The sequence below is a fragment of the Butyricicoccus sp. AM78-15b2TA genome, assembly GCF_027665985.1.
In the GTDB taxonomy this organism is placed as follows: domain Bacteria; phylum Bacillota; class Clostridia; order Oscillospirales; family Butyricicoccaceae; genus Agathobaculum; species Agathobaculum butyriciproducens.
Map to the genome: position 1 here is coordinate 15,741 of NZ_JAQEHY010000014.1, position 20,906 is coordinate 36,646.

Annotated in this window: 17 protein-coding genes; 8 read left to right on the forward strand and 9 right to left on the reverse strand. The window is 46.2% G+C overall.

Annotation, left to right across the window (positions count from 1 at the left end; translation table 11 throughout):
- The first annotated feature begins 130 nt into the window (after window positions 1–130).
- From PGS25_RS12040 to PGS25_RS12085, 8 genes are all read left to right on the forward strand, one after another.
- Complete coding sequence (locus PGS25_RS12040) at window positions 131–2,206, forward strand: DNA topoisomerase 3 (RefSeq protein ID WP_002578949.1); 2,076 nt, start codon at window positions 131–133, stop codon at window positions 2,204–2,206.
- The gene (locus PGS25_RS12045) at window positions 2,203–3,048 is read left to right on the forward strand and encodes an LPD16 domain-containing protein (RefSeq protein ID WP_002304387.1); all 846 of its coding nucleotides are present in this window, start codon (window positions 2,203–2,205) and stop codon (window positions 3,046–3,048) included. The genes PGS25_RS12040 and PGS25_RS12045 overlap by 4 nt, the downstream gene beginning before the upstream one ends.
- A 13-nt stretch (window positions 3,049–3,061) precedes the next feature.
- Window positions 3,062–3,658, forward strand: coding sequence for a YodL domain-containing protein (locus PGS25_RS12050; RefSeq protein WP_002304389.1), 597 nt, complete (start codon window positions 3,062–3,064; stop codon window positions 3,656–3,658).
- On the forward strand, window positions 3,658–3,861 hold the full coding sequence (locus tag PGS25_RS12055) for a transposon-transfer assisting family protein (protein WP_015564218.1): 204 nt from the start codon (window positions 3,658–3,660) through the stop codon (window positions 3,859–3,861). Before PGS25_RS12050 ends, PGS25_RS12055 begins: the two co-directional genes overlap by 1 nt.
- 18 nt (window positions 3,862–3,879) lie before the next feature.
- Entirely contained in the window at window positions 3,880–12,210 is an 8,331-nt protein-coding gene (locus PGS25_RS12070) for an LPD11 domain-containing protein (protein ID WP_002304391.1), read from the forward strand.
- Window positions 12,210–12,542, forward strand: coding sequence for a plasmid mobilization protein (locus tag PGS25_RS12075; RefSeq protein ID WP_002578947.1), 333 nt, complete (start codon window positions 12,210–12,212; stop codon window positions 12,540–12,542). Before PGS25_RS12070 ends, PGS25_RS12075 begins: the two co-directional genes overlap by 1 nt.
- 116 nt (window positions 12,543–12,658) lie before the next feature.
- On the forward strand, window positions 12,659–12,943 hold the full coding sequence (locus tag PGS25_RS12080; protein WP_002578946.1) for a hypothetical protein: 285 nt from the start codon (window positions 12,659–12,661) through the stop codon (window positions 12,941–12,943).
- A gap of 62 nt (window positions 12,944–13,005) precedes the next feature.
- Window positions 13,006–14,418, forward strand: a complete 1,413-nt coding sequence (locus tag PGS25_RS12085; RefSeq protein ID WP_002578945.1) for a relaxase/mobilization nuclease domain-containing protein — start codon at window positions 13,006–13,008, stop codon at window positions 14,416–14,418.
- Window positions 14,419–14,696: 278 nt separating this feature from the next.
- Here the strand turns inward: PGS25_RS12085 and PGS25_RS12090 are convergent, their stop codons facing one another.
- The 9 genes from PGS25_RS12090 to erm(B) form a co-directional block, all read right to left on the reverse strand.
- Entirely contained in the window at window positions 14,697–15,566 is an 870-nt protein-coding gene (locus PGS25_RS12090; RefSeq protein WP_002588966.1) for a zinc metalloprotease HtpX, read from the reverse strand.
- A gap of 49 nt (window positions 15,567–15,615) precedes the next feature.
- The gene (locus tag PGS25_RS12095) at window positions 15,616–15,879 is read right to left on the reverse strand and encodes a DUF1292 domain-containing protein (protein WP_002304397.1); all 264 of its coding nucleotides are present in this window, start codon (window positions 15,877–15,879) and stop codon (window positions 15,616–15,618) included.
- Between the two features lie 16 nt (window positions 15,880–15,895).
- Window positions 15,896–16,150 carry a hypothetical protein gene (locus PGS25_RS12100; RefSeq protein ID WP_002588965.1) on the reverse strand — a complete coding sequence of 85 codons (255 nt, stop codon included), beginning with the start codon at window positions 16,148–16,150 and terminating at the stop codon, window positions 15,896–15,898.
- 9 nt (window positions 16,151–16,159) lie between these two features.
- Window positions 16,160–17,200 (reverse strand): hypothetical protein, encoded by a 1,041-nt coding sequence (locus PGS25_RS12105; RefSeq protein ID WP_002304399.1) that lies wholly within the window; start codon window positions 17,198–17,200, stop codon window positions 16,160–16,162.
- Between the two features lie 19 nt (window positions 17,201–17,219).
- Window positions 17,220–18,089 carry a hypothetical protein gene (locus PGS25_RS12110; RefSeq protein WP_002578944.1) on the reverse strand — a complete coding sequence of 290 codons (870 nt, stop codon included), beginning with the start codon at window positions 18,087–18,089 and terminating at the stop codon, window positions 17,220–17,222.
- Window positions 18,090–19,182: 1,093 nt separating this feature from the next.
- Window positions 19,183–19,728, reverse strand: coding sequence for an AAA family ATPase (locus tag PGS25_RS12115; RefSeq protein WP_002304402.1), 546 nt, complete (start codon window positions 19,726–19,728; stop codon window positions 19,183–19,185).
- Window positions 19,729–19,775: 47 nt separating this feature from the next.
- Window positions 19,776–19,937, reverse strand: coding sequence for a hypothetical protein (locus PGS25_RS15765; protein ID WP_002304403.1), 162 nt, complete (start codon window positions 19,935–19,937; stop codon window positions 19,776–19,778).
- Between the two features lies 1 nt (window position 19,938).
- Window positions 19,939–20,124: an epsilon antitoxin gene (locus PGS25_RS12125; RefSeq protein ID WP_002293774.1), complete on the reverse strand. Its 186-nt coding sequence runs from the start codon at window positions 20,122–20,124 to the stop codon at window positions 19,939–19,941.
- Window positions 20,125–20,136: 12 nt separating this feature from the next.
- A complete protein-coding gene (gene erm(B) / locus PGS25_RS12130) occupies window positions 20,137–20,904 on the reverse strand; it encodes a 23S rRNA (adenine(2058)-N(6))-methyltransferase Erm(B) (protein ID WP_255420040.1) in 768 nt (255 codons plus the stop codon).
- Window positions 20,905–20,906: the final 2 nt, after the last annotated feature.

Genomic DNA, 20,906 nt, shown 5'->3' on the forward strand with positions numbered 1-20,906 from the left:
TTTTATTATGACGGAGATTGTAGAACAGAAAATTGTATCAGGTTGCAAAAATCCTTTCCGAACTTTTTACATAGCAGTCATGCACTACGGTGTGTGGCTGCTTATTTTTTTGTGAAAGGAGCAGATGCAAATGAAATTAGTTTTGGCTGAAAAGCCTTCGGTTGCACAGAGTATTGCCAAAGTGTTAGGTGCTGCCAAGCGTGAGGATGGCTACTTAGAGGGAAACGGATATGTGGTCAGCTGGTGTGTAGGGCATTTGGTGGAGCTGGCACAGCCGGAAGTCTATGATGCGAAGTACAGCAAATGGGCTTATGCAGACCTTCCTATCTTCCCGATGGACTGGCAGTATGAGGTTTCTGCCGGTACGAAAAAACAGTTTGGGATTCTGAAAAAGCTCATGGCCAGAGAAGATGTTGCGAGTCTTGTGTGTGCAACAGATGCCGGTCGTGAGGGCGAGCTGATCTTTCGGTTGGTGTACCACAAAGCCGGGTGCAGAAAGCCGTTTGAGCGGCTTTGGATTTCCTCGATGGAAGATGTAGCAATCAAGGAGGGCTTTGAAAATCTCAGGTCTGGAACGGAATATGATGCTTTGTATGAAGCAGCACTGTGTCGAGAACGAGCCGACTGGATTGTTGGTATTAACGCTACTCGACTTTTTTCGACCCTTTACGGGCAGACCCTGAATGTTGGTCGTGTTATGACCCCTACCCTTGCTATGGCTGTTATGCGAGAAGCTGCCATTTCCGCATTCAAGCCTGAACTGTTCTACACAGTTCAGATTGGATTGGATGGTTTTACGGCTGCAAGCGAACGCTTCAAAACCAAGGCAGCAGCCGAAGCTGTCAAACAAAGCTGTTCGGTGGCAATCGTTCAGAAAGCTGAATGTAAGGAGAAAACAGAAAAGCCGCCTGCGCTCTATGACCTGACCAGTTTACAGAGAGAAGCCAACCGTGTGCTTGGCTACACGGCACAGCAGACCTTGGACTACACGCAGAACCTCTATGAAAAGAAACTGGTCACTTATCCCCGTACCGACAGCAGGTTTCTGACGGAAGATATGGCACATAGCCTGACCGACCTCGTAAAGCTGGCTTTCCACACATTCCCCGTGGAGGATGTGGATAACATACCAGTTCATGCAGAGCAGGTTGTGAATAACAAAAAGGTCACAGATCACCATGCCATCATTCCGACCAGAGAATTGCAGAAATGCAATCTGAGCGAACTTCCCAAGGGTGAACTTGCAATTTTGCAACTGATCTCGAATCGGTTGTGCGTAGCTGTTGGCGATCCGCACCGATACGCAGAGACAGTTATTGAGCTGGACTGTGGCGGTACCGTGTTTTCCACCAAAGGCAAAACTGTTGTGCAGGATGGATGGAAAGCTCTGGTTCAGAAAAATGATTCGACAAAATCCGACGAAAACGTGCAGACACTCCCTTCTGTTTCCGTTGGTGACGAAATGACCGTCAGCGGCACGGAAATCAAGGAAGGGAAAACATCTCCCCCTAAACACTTTACCGAGGATACTCTGCTTTCTGCTATGGAAACTGCCGGTGCGGACGAAATGCCTGATGAGGTGGAGCGCAAAGGTTTGGGAACGCCTGCGACCCGTGCCGGTATCATTGAGAAGCTGGTTCGCATCGGTTTTCTGGAGCGTAAGGGTGATAAGAAAACCAAACACCTGATTCCGACCCACAAGGGTACGGCTCTGGTAACAGTCATGCCGGAACAGATTCAGTCCCCATCCATGACGGCGGATTGGGAAGAAAAATTGTTGCTCATTGAGAAAGGCGAATATGCCAGCGAGGACTTTATGGACGAGATCAAAGATGTGATTGCCGGTCTGATTCAGAACTATGAAGTAATCCGTGATTCCGAGGTTATGATGTCGAAAGAAGCCAATTCTATCGGCAAATGCCCGCTCTGCGGCAGTGCTGTAGAGGACAAAGCCAAGGCATTTTTCTGTTCCAACAGAGCTTGCAAATTTGCCCTCTGGAAAAACAATCGCTACTTTGCGAGCATCGGCAAGAGCATGACTTCTGCCACGGCGCAGAAATTGCTTGGTTCCGGCAAGGTAAAGCTCAAGAATTGCAAGTCCGAAAGAACGGGCAACACCTTTGATGCCACCGTCTTTATGGAGGTATCAGATGATGGCAAAACGAAGTTCAGTATGGAATTTGAAAATGGAGGAAAGCGCAAATGACAAATGAGTACAACCCGGATGGTAAGGAAATCCGATTTATCGACAGCCATTATAAGGATTTGTTTCATATCCCCGATGGCAGCTGTGTGCAGATTCACTACCCGGATGAAATGGTTGTGAAGCCCTGCACCTTCATTGACGAGTATCATACGCAGATCGGATACAATGTGTTTCATATCTGCCAGTTTGCAGAAATTATGGAGCGCAACGGCGCAAGCTATATGCCGGAGCCTGAGATTATGGGCGATGAAGCCGCATGGAAGGTCGGAAAGGATAGAATCCTTGCGGTGCAGACCTGCGAAGATGGTTACGACTACACCCTGTTGGATGAAAACTACAACGAGATTGATGGCGGTCAGGTTGATAACCCTGAACTGTCCATGCTCGAAGTCCGCCGGGATATTCTGGAATCCTTCGGGCTGGAGCGCCGGGAACTGCGGGCAATGTTCTATGAGGATGTCATGGAGCAGGCTTTTGAAGTCGGCAGACAGGCGGTGGTGGTCAATGACCCTATCGCTGAGCTTGCTTTTAAGCTCGACCGTTTTGCAGAGAACTTCGACCCCTATGAATATATGGATCAGGTCGATGATGTGCAGGCGCATATCCAAGAAATCAAGGCAGATCTTGCCGCTGGTAATACGGCTCCGTATCGTGAGTTCCTGAATACAGCCATTGAAGAAGCCCGTGAGGAAACTGCGGTTGAGGTTGCCAAAGTGCTGAAAAGTCAGCTGGATAAGCTCGACTCTCCGAAGCGTGAGTCGGTCATGGAAAAACTGGCACAGGCCGCAGAAAAAGCTGCGCCTGCCAGTCCCTCTCCCAAACGCAAAGAGCCTGAACGATAAGGAGGACACGGATATGAAAAACGAAAAATGGGATGATGTTCACGGAAATACCACCCCGGATGACAGAATGGTTGCTTTTCTGGAAAGCCCCACGGATTCCTATGCGATTCTTCAGCTGCGGGAAGATGTAGACGATAATATCCCGCTCATGTTTGCAAATTACAGCTACCTTCAGAAGAAAGAAATGGAGCCTGAGATTGACCGTTACGAGGTGGTCTATCATGGCTCCATTTCTATGTCCGAGGATGTGAATCGGCAGCTGGAAGATTTGTATGTAAAGTTCAATATTGACCACCCGGATGATTTCCGTGGTCACAGTATGTCGGTCAGCGACATCGTAGCCTTAAAGGTAGTCGGTGAGGTATCCTTTCACTATGTAGATTCTGTTGGGTTTCAGAAGCTGGAAAACTTTATGAAGTCCGAAAACTACCTGAAAAACGCAGAGATGGCAATGGAAGATGATTATGGGATGATTGACGGTATCATCAATAACGGAAAAGCGTCCGGATTAGAGGAACGTCCTTCGGTGTTGGAGCAGTTAAAGGAAAAGCCCGTGCCGGATGTTTCCCATAAGCCGCCCAAGAGCCACCCGGAAAGGGAGATTGAATGATGGATTTCACACAGGATGAGCGGAACATGATGATGCTTTACAGCCCTGGCACAAGGTCAGGGCTGTGTGAAGCACTGACACTGATGAAGGAACAGCTTTCGGAGGACGAGTCAGAGCTTTTTGCTTTGGCAGACTCGGTTCTCCGTAAAGTTTCAGCCATGGACGATGCCGCCTTTGAGAAGCTGAACCTTTATCCGGATTGATAGGATTGGAGGGATACAATGAACGCAAAAGAGCGATTTTATTCCGGATTAGCAAAAGAAACGATTGGGAAAATCACCTCGAACACAGATAACTGGACTTCGTTTTTGAGAACGATGTCCCGCAACTATGAGTTCACCTATCCGGAACAGGTGATGATTTATGCTCAGCGCCCCAATGCGACCTTTTGCAAGCCCTATGAGGACTGGAACGCTGAAAATTACCGCAGATATGTAAAGCGTGGCTCTACCGGCATTGCTCTGTTTGTGATGAACAGGGATAAACCGTATCTGCGCTATGTGTTTGATGTGGCGGATACCGGCGTTCGCCGTTCTTCCCCGGAACTGAAACCGTGGGAGGTGACGCCTGAAAACCGCTCCTATGTCATGGAAGCGATGGAGCGTACCTTCGGTGTTGCCGCTGACGGGGTACTGGAAGCACAGCTTGAAGATATTGCATCCGCACTGGCGGCTGAGTATTGGGACGATTACAAAAAGCAGTTCCTCGACATCGTTGCCAACAGCTTCCTTGAGGAGTATGATGAACTCAACATCGAAGTAGCTTTCAAAAATGCGGTGGCAAACAGCGTATCCTATACGATGTATTGCCGGTTCGTGGAAAGTCCCGACAACTACTTCGAGCATGAGGATTTCCAGAAGGTGTTTGATTTTAACACCAGACAGACGGTAAATGCCCTTGGTACTGCGGTGAATGCCATCAGCACAAGGATGTTTCAGGAAATCGAAAAAGCGATTGGAGAACATGAGCAGATTAAAGCTACCGAAAGGAGTACAGATTATGAGCGAGATGACTTACAGACAGGCCGGAGATTATCAGATTCCGAACCTTCAGTTGGAGAACGAGGGAGAGAAACCTCTGGGCAAGTACGGCAGGATGCGTCGAGCATTTTTGGAACAGAACAATCCGATGCTCCTGAACGACATGATTCTGACGGAGAGCCTGTTCCCGCACCTGTGGGAGATCGAGGAAACAGCGAAAGCCAGAGTGGAGTTTCTGATGGAGCAGTACCTGAAGGACAGCCCCGCACCGGACAAGGAAACGCAGCAGATGGCGTGGGTGCAGCACATGAACAGCCTGAAAGCACAGGCGGAGGAAGTCGTGATGACGGAGCTTATCAACAGCTGAGTCTGAACCTTTTCCTCTCCGAAAATGAACAAATCAGTTTTATCGACCGAGCAGAGAGCTTTACGCCCTCTGCTTTTTCTTTTGCCCAGGAAGAAATCGACCACTTCCTTCTGCTTGGTAGCAATACCGATGAAGCCCGAAAAGTCGTAGCGCTGGAATATATGAAGCAGAAGCCGTTGGAAGAAATCGTTCAGACCTTAAAGCAGGTCTATCACGGCGGCTATGGTCTGAAAGAAGATAGCGGGAATATCTGTGCGTGGTATGCCGAGGACGGTATCCACCTTGCCAAAGGTTCCTCTGCCATTGACAGCCCCAGAGCGCAGATCGTTTCTTGGGAAACGGTTGCCGAGCGCATTGGAGAACTGCTTGAAAATGGTCGGTTCGCAACTAATGTGGAACTGGTAGAAGCATCCGGATATGAGCGTCAGAAGTTGGCAGAATCCCTGTGGCATCTTTATCACGATTTGAGTGAAGAAGCCCGTTCCAGCAACTATCTGGCAATTCTTCATCAGGAACCGTTTCGTGGTTTCCCTGACGAAACCGCAGACTTGGCTGAAAAGTTGGATGACCCTCGTTTCCACGCAACCTTGGTACAGCAGTATTCGGAATTTAGAAAAACCCTTGCGGAAAATCCCGATCTGCTTCGTTTTCACTATCACAAGCTGAATCTCATTCAGAAACAGCTGTATGAGTTGAATATGCCTTTGCGTGAGTATCAGACCGATATGATGCAGATGCCCCTTGTCCGCCAGTTCATTACGGATGATGAAGTCAATGCAGACTTGACCCGTGGAAGCGGCTTTTCCGGTGGTAAAGCCCGTATTTATAACTACTGGCAGGAGAATCATTCTGCCAAGGAAAAGATGGACTTCCTGAAGCATGAATACGGAACCGGTGGTCATTCCCATGCCTGCTCTGGTGCAACGCACAGCGGTCAGGATCACGATGCCAAGGGTGTTGCTTACACCAAGAGCGGTTGCGATAAATTGCAGATGTCCTGGGCGCAGGTGGTGCAGAGAATCGACGGTCTGATACGAAAGGGACGCTACCTCAGCCCGGAGGAAGAAGCGGAACGACAGGCTATCGAAGAAGCTAAAACTGATCCGTTGGAAGATGTTTATGACCGTTTCGCAGTGATTGATACCGAGGATGGCGAGTATGCGATCTGGGATAATCAGACCGATGACTACTATGTAGACCCGGAAGGCGTTACGGAATACTTCACGGACGAATGGCTTGCCAATGACTATTTGGAGGAAGTTCGTCAGTCCGTAGCTGCGATGGAGTCGGTTCAGCCAGAAGCGCCTGTGGCAGAGCCTGCCGAAGTTGTGGAAGCATCTGCTTCCGAGGAACCGAAATGGAATTATCAGGTCGGTGACACGGTATATCTGGACGATACAGCTTTCCGTGTGGAGCAGATCACGGACAGAGAAGTTCAGCTGCGTGACCCTACGCTTGCTTATCCCATCTTCCGTGCCGAGAATCGTGAGAATTTCGAGCGTATGCTCTCTCAGGACGAAAGAAACCATGCGGTAAGGGTTGATGCCCAAACCGAAGAAAAGCCCGTTACAGAGGATTTTCTGGGCAAAACCGAACCGAGGGACTACACCCCTGAGTATCAGCTGTTAGACCGTCTGCGTATGGACTGCGAATACTTCCTTGGTGCAGGACAGCACAGCGAAAAGCATCTGTGGGCAGGCAACCGCCATGCACAGATTGCCAAGATGCGTGAGCTGTATGAAATGATTCCCGACAAACCAGAATGGCTGACACCTGAGATGATTAACAGCTACGAGGAGCGCATGGCTCCCCGCTATCTGGTTGCCGCCTACCATCACTTTGAAAACGGCTTCGATGATAAACTGGACTACTACACTCTGGAAGAAGCGGAAAAAGCTGCCCAGGGCTATGTGGACGGAACCATGGAGGATGACGGATTCAAGTACGATGGTGCTGCCGTTTACGATCAGCAGGAGCATAAGTGCATCCGTATCTATGGGGACTACCCTGACGAAAAGGCACACGCACAGGTCAGAGCCAGTGCGGAACCCGAACAGCAGGAACCGGAACACTTCATCGATCATTTTTATGTTGCCGAGGACATTCAGAAGCGGGGTGCGCTGGACATCAAGGAATACAGTTCCTTTGATGATGCCCTGCGAGCCTACTATGCACTTCCTGACACGCAGAGAAAAGCCCTGGGTGCAATGAATACCAGAGATCTGCCGGGTAGTCTGGACTTCGTACAGTGCGTAGATGGAAAGGACACCATCATTCAGGATTATGCCCAGGTGGACGGATGGCAGAATGCCGAAGTCATGGACATTATCGCTCAGCTTGAGCAGTCCATCACCACCAGAGAAATCCCACCTGTTCCTGCGGTGAACTTCCACATCACGGATGACAACATCGGTGAAGGTGGACCGAAGCAGAAATTCGCAAGAAACATCGCAGCCATTGAAACTCTGTTCAAACTGGAAAGCGAGAACAGGAACGCCACTACCGAAGAACAGGAGATTTTGTCGAATTATGTCGGTTGGGGCGGTCTGGCAGATGCCTTTGACCCGGACAAGGGAAATTGGGCGAAGGAGTATCAGACACTGAAAAACCTGCTTTCCGAAGATGAATATGCTGCGGCAAGAGCTTCCACCCTGAACGCACATTACACCAGCCCTACGGTCATTCGCTCCATCTACGATGCGGTCGGACAGATGGGCTTTGAAACAGGAAATATTCTGGAGCCTGCTATGGGTATCGGCAACTTCTTTGGTATGCTCCCTCCTGAAATGCAGAGCAGCCGTTTGTATGGTGTGGAACTGGATTCCATCACCGGCAGAATTGCTCAGAAGCTCTATCCCAACGCAGAAATCAAAGTAGCCGGTTTTGAAACGACAGACCGCCGAGACTTTTACGATCTGGCTGTGGGTAATGTCCCTTTCGGCAACTACAAAGTGTCCGACAAGCCGTATGACAAGCTGGGATTCTCCATTCACAACTATTTCTTTGCCAAGGCTTTGGATCAGGTTCGTCCCGGTGGTGTGGTCGCTTTTGTGACAAGCCGTTACACCATGGATTCCAAGAACTCTGACGCAAGGCGATATATGGCGCAGAGGGCGGAACTGCTTGGTGCAATCCGTCTGCCAAACGATGCCTTTAAGAAAAACGCAGGCACGGAAGTCGTGTCCGACATCCTGTTCCTGCAAAAGCGTGACCATCCGATTGACATTGTACCGGAATGGGTAAACCTTGACCGCACCGAAGAAGGACACACCATGAACAGCTACTTTGTCGCTCATCCTGAAATGGTTCTGGGCGATACGGTGGAAGAAAGTACCGCCTACGGCATGGACATTACAGTGCGTCCCATTGAGGGCATGGAACTGTCCGAACTTCTGAAAGAAGCAGTTTCCCACATCCAAGGAACCTATCAGGCTGTGGAGCTTCCCGAAGCTGACAAGGGTAAGGAAATCGAAACCATTCCTGCAACCCCGGATGTAAAGAATTTCTCTTATACCGTGGTGGATGGCAATGTGTACTTCCGTGAAAACTCCCTGATGCGCCGTGTAGACCTGAATGAGAAAGCAAAAGACCGTGTGATGGGCATGGTGGAACTTCGTGGTATCGTCAACGAGCTGATCGAATATCAGCTTGAGGATTACCCGGATGAAATGATTACTCAGAAACAGGCAGAACTGAATGATGCCTACGATGCGTTTGCCGCAAAGAACGGGCTTATCAATAATCGAGCCAATGGTCAGGCATTTGCTGACGATTCCTCCTACTATCTCCTGTGTTCTCTGGAAAATGTGGATGAGGACGGCAATCTGAAAAGCAAGGCGGATATGTTCACCAAGCGAACCATCAAGCCGGAACGCAGAGTGACGAGCGTGGATACGCCGTCCGAAGCTCTGGCAATCTCTATCGGTGAGCGTGGCAAGGTGGATTTGCCGTTTATGGCACAGCTGCTTGGAACACCTGGAGAATACGATGCGATTCAGGCAGAGCTTCGAGGGGTGATCTTCAAAGACCCGATGGCTCCCGATGCTGTGGAAGTTGGATGGCAGACTGCCGATGATTACCTTTCCGGTGATGTAAGAAGCAAGCTGCGTGTCGCACAGATGGCGGCAGACAGGGATTCTTCCTTCCACATCAATGTGGAAGCCTTGCAGAAAGCACAGCCGAAGGACTTGGATGCGTCCGAGATTGATGTGCGTTTGGGTGCAACATGGATTGATGCCGATTATATTCAGCAGTTCATGGAGGAAACCTTTGAAACGCCGTATTACTTGCGCCGTTCCATTGAGGTCAAGTTCTCCGAGCTGACCGCAGAGTGGCGCATCAACGGTAAGAGTTCTCCCAACTACAACGATGTGGCGGCGTATGTCACCTACGGTACAGAGCGAGCCAACGCATATCGGATTCTGGAGGAAACGCTGAATCTGAAGGATATTCGTATCTATGATACGATTGAAGATGCAGATGGTAAGCAGAAGCGTGTCCTCAATAAAAAAGAAACTACCCTGGCACAGCAGAAACAGCAGGCAATCAAGGATGCGTTCCGAGATTGGATTTGGAGAGATCCGCACAGACGAGAAACCCTTTCCACCAAGTACAACGAACTTTTTAACTCCACCAGACCTCGTGAGTATGATGGCTCTCATATCCGTTTCGGCGGCATGAACCCGGATATTACCCTCCGTGAACACCAGAGAAATGCTATCGCTCATGTGCTATATGGTGGAAATACGCTGCTTGCACACGAAGTTGGTGCGGGCAAGACCTTCGAGATGGCTGCATCGGCTATGGAGAGTAAACGGCTTGGATTGAGCCAGAAATCCCTGTTCGTTGTGCCGAATCACTTGACCTTACAGTGGGCAAACGAGTTCCTGCACCTCTATCCGAGTGCCAAGCTCCTTGTTGCCACCAAGAAGGATTTTGAAACAGCAAACCGTAAGAAGTTCTGCGCTCGTATCGCAACGGGTGACTATGATGCAGTCATCATCGGTCACAGCCAGTTTGAAAAAATCCCGCTTTCTGCCGAACGACAGGAACGGCAGCTGCGGGAGCAGATTGATGAGATCGAGGGTGCGATTGCGGAGCTGAAATGGCAGCGTGGCGAAAACTTCACGATCAAGCAGATGGAGAAAACACGAAAATCATTGGAAGCCAGACTGGACAAGCTCCTTGCCGCTGACAAGAAAGATGATGTCATTACCTTTGAGCAGTTGGGTGTAGACCGGCTGTTTGTGGACGAAAGCCATGCGTTCAAGAATTTGTTCCTCTACACAAAAATGCGAAATGTGGCAGGTCTGTCCACCTCCGAAGCCCAGAAATCTTCGGATATGTTTATGAAGTGCCGCTATATGGATGAGCTGACCGGCGGGCGTGGTGTGATCTTTGCAACCGGTACTCCAGTAAGTAACTCGATGACCGAGCTTTATACGGTCATGCGCTATCTCCAGTACAGTACGCTCCAGCAAAAGAACCTGACCCATTTTGATTCCTGGGCATCGACCTTCGGAGAAACAACAACTGCGATTGAGCTTGCACCGGAGGGAACCGGCTATCGTGCCAGAACCCGATTTGCGAAGTTCTTCAACCTGCCTGAACTGATGAATATGTTCAAGGAGGTTGCCGACATCAAGACCTCTGACCAGTTGCATCTCCCTGTTCCCGAAGCAAAGTTTGAAACGGTTGTGGTTCAGCCCTCTGAGTACCAGAAGGATATGGTGGCTTCCCTTTCAGAGAGAGCAGCAGATGTTCATGCCGGTATTGTAGACCCGTCCGTCGATAATATGCTCAAGATTACCAGCGACGGACGAAAATTGGGACTGGATCAGCGGCTAATGAACACCCTGTTACCCGATGACCCTGACAGCAAGCTCAATGCCTGCGTGGGAAATATCCTGCGTATCTGGCAGGACGGTCAGGCTGACAAATTGACCCAGTTGGTGTTCTGCGACCTTAGCACACCGAAAAATGATGGAACCTTCAATGTCTATGATGATGTCAAAACCAAGCTGATTGCAAACGGTGTGCCTGCGGAAGAAGTTGCCTTTATCCATGATGCAGATACCGAGGCAAAGAAAAAAGACCTCTTTGCCAAGGTTCGTACCGGGCAGGTGCGAGTGCTTCTTGGCAGTACGCAAAAGATGGGTGCAGGAACCAACGTCCAGGACAAATTGGTGGCAGTTCACCACTTGGATGTGGGTTGGCGTCCGTCTGATATGACCCAGAGAAACGGTCGTATCATCCGTCAGGGCAACCGGAACAAAGAGGTTCAGGTGTATCAGTATGTGACCGAGGGAACCTTCGATGCCTACCTGTATCAGACCTTGGAAAACAAGCAGAAGTTTATTTCTCAGATTATGACCTCCAAATCACCGGTTCGCTCCTGTGACGATGTGGATGAGCAGGCGCTGTCCTATGCGGAGATCAAGGCGCTGTGTGCCGGCAATCCGCTTATCAAGGAAAAGATGGACTTGGACATTGATGTGGCAAGGCTGAAGGTGCTGAAAGCTGACCACCAGAGCCAGCAGTACCGTATGGAAGATAAGCTTCTGAAATACTTCCCGGCTGAGATTGAAAAGCAGACAGGCTATATTCATGGCTTTGAAGCTGATATTAAAACCGTGGAAGCACACCCGCAGATTGCCGATGGCTTTTGCGGCATGGAAATCATGGGCAAAGCCTACACCGAAAAGGCAGATGCCGGTGAAATCCTCCTTGCGGCTTGTAAGGACACGAAAAGTGCCGATCCGGTTCCTCTTGGCAGTTACCGTGGCTTTCAGATGGAGCTTTCGTTTGACAGTTTCCGGAACGAGTTCGATGTGACCCTGAAGGGCGCTGTGAGCCACAGAGTAGCCCTTGGAACGGACGCACGAGGAAATATCACCCGACTGGACAATGCCCTTGCAGGCATCCTTGAGCGCTTAGAACGAGCCAATGAGCAGTTGAATAATCTCTACAATCAGCAGGAAGCAGCCAAGGCGGAGGTTGGAAAACCGTTCCCGCAGGAAGCAGAGCTGACAGCCAAAAGTCAGCGACTGGCAGAACTGGATGCAGCCCTGAATATGGAGGACTCTGTGGAAAATCGTGACGAAAGAAGCGAGTCAGAGCGTCCTTCTGTGTTGGCTGATCTGAAATCCAAAGCGGAGCATATCCCGCCTGCAAAATACTCTGAAACCCGTGAGGAGGTGTTGTAATGGCAAAGCGAGATCAGGATGTTCATTTCCTTGCATCCAAGGAGGAGGTCGAGCGAATCCATGAGAAGATGGACGAGCTTGGCATCCGCAGCATGGGAGCCTATCTGCGGAAAATGGCTCTGGATGGTTACTGTATCAGACTGGATTTGCAGGATGTGAAAGCCCTGGTTTCGCTCCTGCGAATCTGCTCCAACAACCTGAACCAGTACGCAAAGCGAGCGAACGAAACAGGCAGCATCTATCGTGCTGACATTGAGGATTTGCAAAAACGGCTGGAGGAGATCTGGACGGACATGAGAGAAGTTCTTGTTCGCCTGTCCTCAATCCAGTAATCCGACAACTTGTTGGGAAGTCGCAGTTTCGGCTGCGGCTTTTACATAAGGGTTGACATCATTGCGTTATGGCAGATACCCTTGTACAATATAATTAAAAGAAAGGGGTTGAGCCTATGAAGCTGGTATTGAAGATATTGGCACTGCCGGTGCTGTTCGTTGTAAAAGTGATTTGCATTCTTGGAAATCTGCTTACAAATGTTGTGTCCTATGTAATTGGTTTATTGCTCTTGGTCATTGGCGGATCTGCGATTTACTGCATTGTAAAGGCTTTGTGGCAGTCCCTGCTTATTCTTGTGGTTCTTGGAATTGCGACAATAGCAGCGGTGTTCTTGCTCGTCTGGGCTGTTATGAAAGTCGAGAATATTGGAGAAAGTCTGGGAGCATTTATCAGGTCATAAGATAATATCAGAGAAAAGTCACCGACCGGTGGCTTTTTCTTTTTGGGAAGGAAGTGATGGGAATGGCAGCGACAAGATTGATTGCACTCCATGTGAATAAGGGAAAGACGGTCGCTCAATGTTTGGCAGACAGAACCGACTACTCACAAAATGCCGCAAAAACCAATGATGGCGAATTTATCAGTTCCTATGAGTGTGATCCAAAGACAGCAGATGAGGAATTTCTGCTTTCCAAACGGCAGTATCAGCATATTACCGGCAGACAGCAGAAGAACAATATCATCGCATACCAGATACGCCAGTCCTTTAAGCCGGGAGAAATCACCCCGGAAGAAGCGAACCAAGTCGGCTATGAAACAGCGATGCGATGGACAAAGGGAAAACACGCTTTCATCGTTGCGACCCACATCGACAAATCCCACATTCACAATCATATCATTTATAATTCGACCTCGCTGGATGCCACACGGAAATTCAAAAACTTCTTTCTTTCCGGTCTGGCGGTGCAAAGACTCAGTGATATGGTTTGCCTGGAACACGGGCTGTCCATTATTACACCGAAGCCGTATCGGGAGCGCCAGAAAAGAACTGTTTATCCCAAGAAGCGTACCCAGCGTGACGAATTATGTGATGCGATTGATGCGGTGCTGAAGCAGAAACCAAAGAGCTTTGATGGCTTTGTTCAGGCTCTGGCTGACATGGGATTTGAGTTCAAGGATGGAAAGCAGCCTGCGTTCAAGGGCGAGAATCAGAAGCGTTTCATTCGGCTGCGTTCCCTGGGCGAAGGATATAGCAAAGAGGAAATTCAAGCGGTTATCTCCGGCAAGAACCTGCACAAATCAAAAGGCGGCTCTGCCAAGGCTCCTGCCCCGAAGCAGTTCCAGATGCTGATTGATATTCAGGCAAAGATGGCCGAGGGCAAGACGGTCGGTTATGAAAAGTGGGCGAAGAAGTTCAACCGAAAAGAAGCTGCCCGAACGGTAATCCTACTGAAAGAAAAAGGCTTGGGCAACTACGACGATCTGACTGCTCATATTGAAAATCTGTCTGCCCGGTTCGATGCGCTTTCTGATTCTATCAAGGTCGCAGAGAAACGTATGGTTGAGGTTCAGGCGTTGCAGCAGCACATCAAAAATTATCGCAACACAAGGCAAATTTATATCGAGTACCGCAAGTCTGGATATAGCAAAAAATTCTTTGAAGAACACCGTCAGGAAATCACAATTCATAAAGCGGCGAAGCAAGCCTTTGATGAATTGCAGATTACAAAGCTCCCGTCCATGCAATCATTGTATGAGGAGTTTCATCAGCTGGCAGTCCAGAAAAAGCAGGACTACGCTGAGTACCGTCAGATCAGAAAAGAGAAAGAAGAACTGCTGATTGCCAAACGGACGGTTGAAACGATTTTGAATATCGACAGGCAGAAAGAGCAGGAAAAAGAGAAAGAGAAAGAGGAAAAGAAGAACTTCCGTTAAAGCAAAAAGCCACGGTCTGCACTCCCCAAAGGGTGCGGATCGTGGCTGCTTTTTTGCTTTTCGATTTCGGTGCTTTCAACCATGGGCAAATTTTTATTCTACTGTTCTTTGAGAAACGATTGAAAATCGTGTAGCCATCATCGGCAGATGATGTTCAAAGGGGATTGGGGATGCTTCCCCAACAAGCAAATTTGCGAAGATTGCACCGAAGGGAAAATCGAGAAAATGAGTGAACCTGTACAGGTTTACACTGCTTGCCAATTTGTGAGATTATGAATTTAGTATCGAGAATAGGGTACACCTAAATTTTGCAATGCTGCAACCCTATCATCGTTGCATGGATGAGTTGAGTATATTGCACTGAGAAAACCATCATGCGGAACATCTGAGATATGTTGGTCTAATACCGTCGCTAATTCAAGACCAAAACCAATTTTATAAGCAAATTCATCAGCCAGATACTCATTTTGTCTCATAGACCACATCAGAAAAAGCATACAGAACTTTACCCATAACCAAGAAAGTGCTGTTGATATTCCTGCGAAAACTGCGGTAATTATACCCATTACACCACTACGAGAGCATATTGCGAACAGCCCCATGATTGCAGAAAAAATCCAGTAGGATATTTTGATTAACAGGAGGCACCCGGATATAAATATATTGCCCCCGCCAATCAATAATTGGATAACAGTATGTCCGTATGAGAGATGTCCGATCTCATGGGCGAGAATTCCAAGTATCATATCATCGGAGAGTAAAAGCAATCCGTCAGTTATGCATAGTGTTTGCCTACCTAGAGCAAATGCATTTGGAGCAGGATCATGGATAATCTTCACTTTCACTTTTTTAGGACAGTATGATGTGTTCTCTTTTGCTTTATCTAAAACATATTGAACCAGCGGGACAACTCGAAGTTTTATATCTACTCTTTTTATATCGCTTGCTCCTGCGAAGGCAGCCAGGCACATTTCGCCTAATGGGGATAAGCTGATAGCTACTGTGAAAAAGTAAATACAAATCAGTTCAACAATGCTTCCTGACGAACCGAACACAGCAACAATCAGCAGAATATTAAGAGTAAAGAACAGAAGAGTTCCTAAGTTTGAGAAGCGAACAATTCTGCCTACACGATGCCAAATATCCATAATGCACCCCCCTTTTATCGTGTTGTTGGTTTGAGCTTGCATTGTTTAATTACTCAAATGTAAAGAAATCTTTGTTTCGCTCTTTGAACAGAGCAAAGACAGTCTCTAACACAAATTCGTTTTCAACACCAACATATTCTTCTGTTTCATCGTCAATTTCTTTCAGCTGCAAAATAACAACTTGCCCATCCGAATCTCCAATAGGAAGCAGGACAACATATTCGTTCTGGCGATACGGTATTAAGTCAAGAAATTCAAATTCAACTTCGTTCCCATTCTCATCATTCAAAGTTATAATGTTGTCTTCATCCATGTCGTCGTTCCTTTTCTTAATATAAATAATTATCGTTGATAATGATGCCTAATAGTTCAAAGAGATTATCCTTTTTGGAAAGAATGCATTTTTTCATGGCTTGTTTAATTTGTTCCGTTGAAATGCTATCAGGCAACATTTCCCTTGGGACACCATGACCGAATTGCCGAAAATACTGTTCTTCGATTTCATAATACTCATTATCAATTTTCGGTTCAGGTGTATTAAGGAAGCTATTCATAAAATCTGCAACGCTCTTGTTTTTGTCCATTGTATGCACCTACCTTTCTCTGCTCAAGACCCTAACATGATTATCTGGTCTAATAGAATCAATCATTGAAGAAAAAATACCAAACGCTGTAGGAAAGAAATTTGCTAATAGCTCTAATTTGCCTTGGTCTCCCATAGACGCTTCAAAAAAGTGGGCAAAGGCTTCTGCTTGTAGATTGCCCGGTCTCGTCCAATAGTTCCTTGAGTGACCATAATTTCCGTGCAATTGACCATTTGTTGTCGCATCAATTAAGTCCGAGAAGGAGTGAGCTGAATCCTGCCTAATACGGGTCAGAAAAGCAGTTTGCTTTTCCACTGGAAGATTGTTATATAAGCTCAGGATTCTTTGTCCGTCCTCAACCAGTGCCTCAGCAAATTCTGGAGTATTGGATAGATTGCTCCGATAGTTGCACGAAGCATGGTCGATCATGTGAGCAAGCTCGTGGAAATAAGTTGTTCCTGCACCTCTTGGATTTGTCATATCAGAAGCTGCATTGTAGTAGACTCCTCGTGAATGCCCTATATAATTTCCCGGTGAGTAATGTGCTGTCTGATCCGGTGGATATTCAGAATCTTGTATCATCAGTTTACCAGCGAAATGGTCAAACACTTCTCTGACATTCTGCTCTGCATTTTCATGGCGTTGTGATATAACAGCGATATATCCGTCTGGTGTGCTACCTTGGGTTAGCACGCCAAGGCAATACTGATAAGACGAATTACCAACATTAGGTGTTTGCAGACCCTGGAGGAAAGAATTTCGTGCAGAAGGAGTGTCCAAATTAACATTATCATATTCTTGTACACTTTTGGCAAGTGAAGCAACGTATTTTTCGGCCTGAAGCATAATCTGTAAAATATCATTCAGGGCTTTGTTGCAATCTTTTACGATAGTTCCCAGCTCATCGTACTTCTTGTCATTCCATCCAATTCCCAATTGCTGATATTTCATCTTCACAGAACTTCTTGTAGTTTCGATAGAAGAAATGGAGGTCCGCATATTTTTCAGTATTGTCAGTAATTGAGTTGCATCAGCATTTACGTTGCTCAAACACTCACCTCCTCATTTGTTAATCATTTCGAGTGTAGCTACCTGTTACTAAAACCGGGATATATGTATCAAGCGATTGAGCTGCAAGTGTTCGATGTCGCCCATCACTCTGAAATACATAATAAGAACCTACCTGCGCAACCTGGACAGGATTATTGTAATAGCTACGAATGGTATCATCTAACACTGGGTTTTGTGAAAGCTCATCCAAAGACATTCCTGACTCAGTATTTTGACGAACATCTTGGATGTGCGAAGCTCGCCTTAGAATGTTTTCTCTCGACCATCCCTCTCGACCATTCCGTGTCCAAAATCCTTCCGGGTTCCCAAGTTCTCGGTCACTGAGATAAACTCCTTCAATATCCCTTGCTCTAACGTATACGAGTTCTGGATTTTCATTTCGAGAAAAGGTATAGTTCCCGTTCTCCCAATAATCTCGATATTCTTCATAGTGATTTCCACGGGAAAAATATCGTTCAGCTGATAGTCTGTCTTGAACAAATGCAAGATTAGAACCAAAGGTATTTGACTCAAAGGTGGTTGTATCTGCACTTGATGGTGTAACAGCAAAACTACTGGTCTGAGGTGTGCTTGCAGATATTCCATTTGTAGATCCTAGTTGAACACTTTCGTATTCACTAAGGCTCTTGGCGAGTAAAGCCACATATTTTTCTGCTTGAAGCATAATTACCAATATGTCATTGAGAGCCTTGTTGCAGTCTCTTACAACCACGCCCAACTCGTTGTATTTTTTATCTTGCCATCCAGCACCTAACTGTTCATATTTCATCTTTACAGATTTTTTGGTAGTTTCGATGGAGGAAATGGAATCCTGCATTTTTTTCAGCATTGCGAATAGCTGAACGGAGTCAGCATTTACCATACTCATTTCATCACCTCCTGGCAGCGGATTTTGTGAAGTGCAAAGCGGCGATGTGTCAGGAAAGTCTGACACATCACTGCTTCGGCAAGATTTAATTTAGAGAGGAAAGAAATTGTTCCAACTCAGCAGCGGTCGGTGCAATGTACGGTTTCATCTGGTAAGTATCCTTAACACCGTCTGTGAAGTATACGCTCCTTTCTTTTTTCGTTTTGTTGGTTCATTTTCGCCAGTGTGTTCGTGTCGTTTGCTGTGACGAGAACGCAACATAGACACAAAGAAAACACAAGGGCGAGCTTGCTCGTTTATATACCCTTGTGTTTTCGACTGGATATGTTAAGGTAACAAACAGTAAATGACACGTTACAGACTGCAAAATGTACCAACTGAAAAAAGAAAGAATACCGTTGTGTGCTTTATTTCTCGATCAGCTTTTCAAACATGAGGAAAGGTTTTTATAAAAAAAGAGTAGTTACCGTTTTTTGGTAACTACTCTTTTCCTTTTTTAAGGTTTAAAGTCCTGGAAGTTTAGGTGTTTTGGGTATTGGTGGTGTAGGTAGCTGCAAGCTTTCCAATTTTTGTTGAATTGCTTTAAATTCAGGGGTTTCTTGGTGTTGATTTTGAACCATTTTTTGCTCTATTCTCTCCAAAGTCGGTTGAATTTCTTTCCCTGATACTTTACGATTTAATTCTCTTTCTAAGGTCTCTTTCGGACTAATGGAAGGCGTTTCTAAACTTGAATAGAAGTTTCACTCCTTCTCTATTATAAAGCCTTATATCGCTAAATAAGCCCGTTTTATGAAGGGTTTCTAAGCTGAAATGAACGGGTTTACACCCGGCCTTGACCTCCGCCCGCTGTCCCGCTGAATGGGTGGACAAGGCGGCCAATCCCTCAAAGTGCTTGGACGCTCTCTTTCTGATTTTGGAGCGTTTCTTTTCTAAAAATTGAAATGGGCGGGAAGCCATTTTAGGGCTTTCCCGCCTTGATTACTTTTTAGCAAAGACGGGCGTGACTGTCAACGGCGGCGCATGAAATGCGCCGTTCATCTTGACCGTTGACTGGCTCGGCTGGCTTTGCTATCTTCCTGACAAATGGGAATGTCTAAGATAGTAAAGACGTCCCACATGCAACTCTTTCTTTTATTGCGGAAACCGTATCTTTAATTGTGAATGTAGTTGTGTCTATGACATTTGATTCATATATCCCCAAACCGGAAAATTGCTCCCACATTGTTTCCACTAATTCAATATTTGTTTTTCTATCTAATTTTGAGCGTTCCACAGCTCGCTTCATAGTTTCTTTTTTACTCGCTCTTAATACAATATAGTGTACCTCGTAATCTTCTTGGGCAAGAGCTTTCCATGGCTCCAAAAACCATGGCCCGACAATCCCATCTACAATTACATCATATCCGCCACGAGCATATCGCTTTGCAGCTTCTAAAAAGGCTTCAATGACAACCAGATTTTGCTTGTTGGATTCTGGCAAATGTGGTGGTATTGCGCCTTTGCTTAAGTAATGAAAAAAGTCATCGGTGTGCATATGCACTGATTTATCCATATCTGATTCCTTTGCGACAATTGACGCAGTTGTTGTTTTTCCTGTCCCCGGTGAGCCTGTAATCACAATAATTCTTCCTTGATTCATCTGTATTTTCCCTCACAATTTGAATTTATCACTTTGTTCCTGCCTGCTCAATCATCTTCTTCGCAAACTGGTTTTCCCTGACCCTGATTGCCCACCAAGTAAAAAAGCGGTTGGCGATTCAACCGCTTTTTTACTTGAACCAATTCTTCTAAATTATCATTTAAGCGATTCTCAAACTGTTTGTCAGTAAAATTGACTATATTTGCCATATTAAGCCACTTTCTCTTTATTCAAAACTTGTTTTGAGTAACGATTCATTGACCGCCAATACTCATGAACGGCTTGTAATTCTTCTAAAGAATAATCAAAAAGATTTACACGTTTTGCAAGCTTTAATTGGTTTAATAAATTGACTTCCAATAATTGAGAGTCATTTTTATTTAATTCATGGTTCAAAACATAGTTTAATTATTTCCTCCCGTTAAATAATAGATAACTATTAAAAATAGACAATACTTGCTCATAAGTAACGGTACTTAAATTGTTTACTTTGGCGTGTTTCATTGCTTGATGAAACTGATTTTTAGTAAACAGTTGACGATATTCTCGATTGACCCATTTTGAAACAAAGTACGTATATAGCTTCCAATATTTATCTGGAACATCTGTGGTATGGCGGGTAAGTTTTATTAAGACACTGTTTACTTTTGGTTTAGGATGAAAGCATTCCGCTGGCAGCTTAAGCAATTGCTGAATCGAGACTTGAGTGTGCAAGAGCAACCCTAGTGTTCGGTGAATATCCAAGGTACGCTTGTAGAATCCTTCTTCAACAATCAGATAGATGTCAGACGCATGGCTTTCAAAAACCACTTTTTTAATAATTTGTGTGCTTAAATGGTAAGGAATACTCCCAACAATTTTATACCTCTGTTTGTTAGGGAATTGAAACTGTAGAATATCTTGGTGAATTAAAGTGACACGAGTATTCAGTTTTAATTTTTCTGACGATAAGTTGAATAGATGACTGTCTAATTCAATAGACGTTACCTGTTTACTTATTTTAGCCAGTTTCGTCGTTAAATGCCCTTTACCTGTTCCAATTTCGTAAACGGTATCGGTTTCTTTTAAATTCAATTGTTTTATTATTTGGTTGAGTACTTTTTCACTCGTTAAAAAGTTTTGAGAATATTTTATATTTTTGTTCATGTAATATCCCTTTTTATTTGCTGTGAATATTC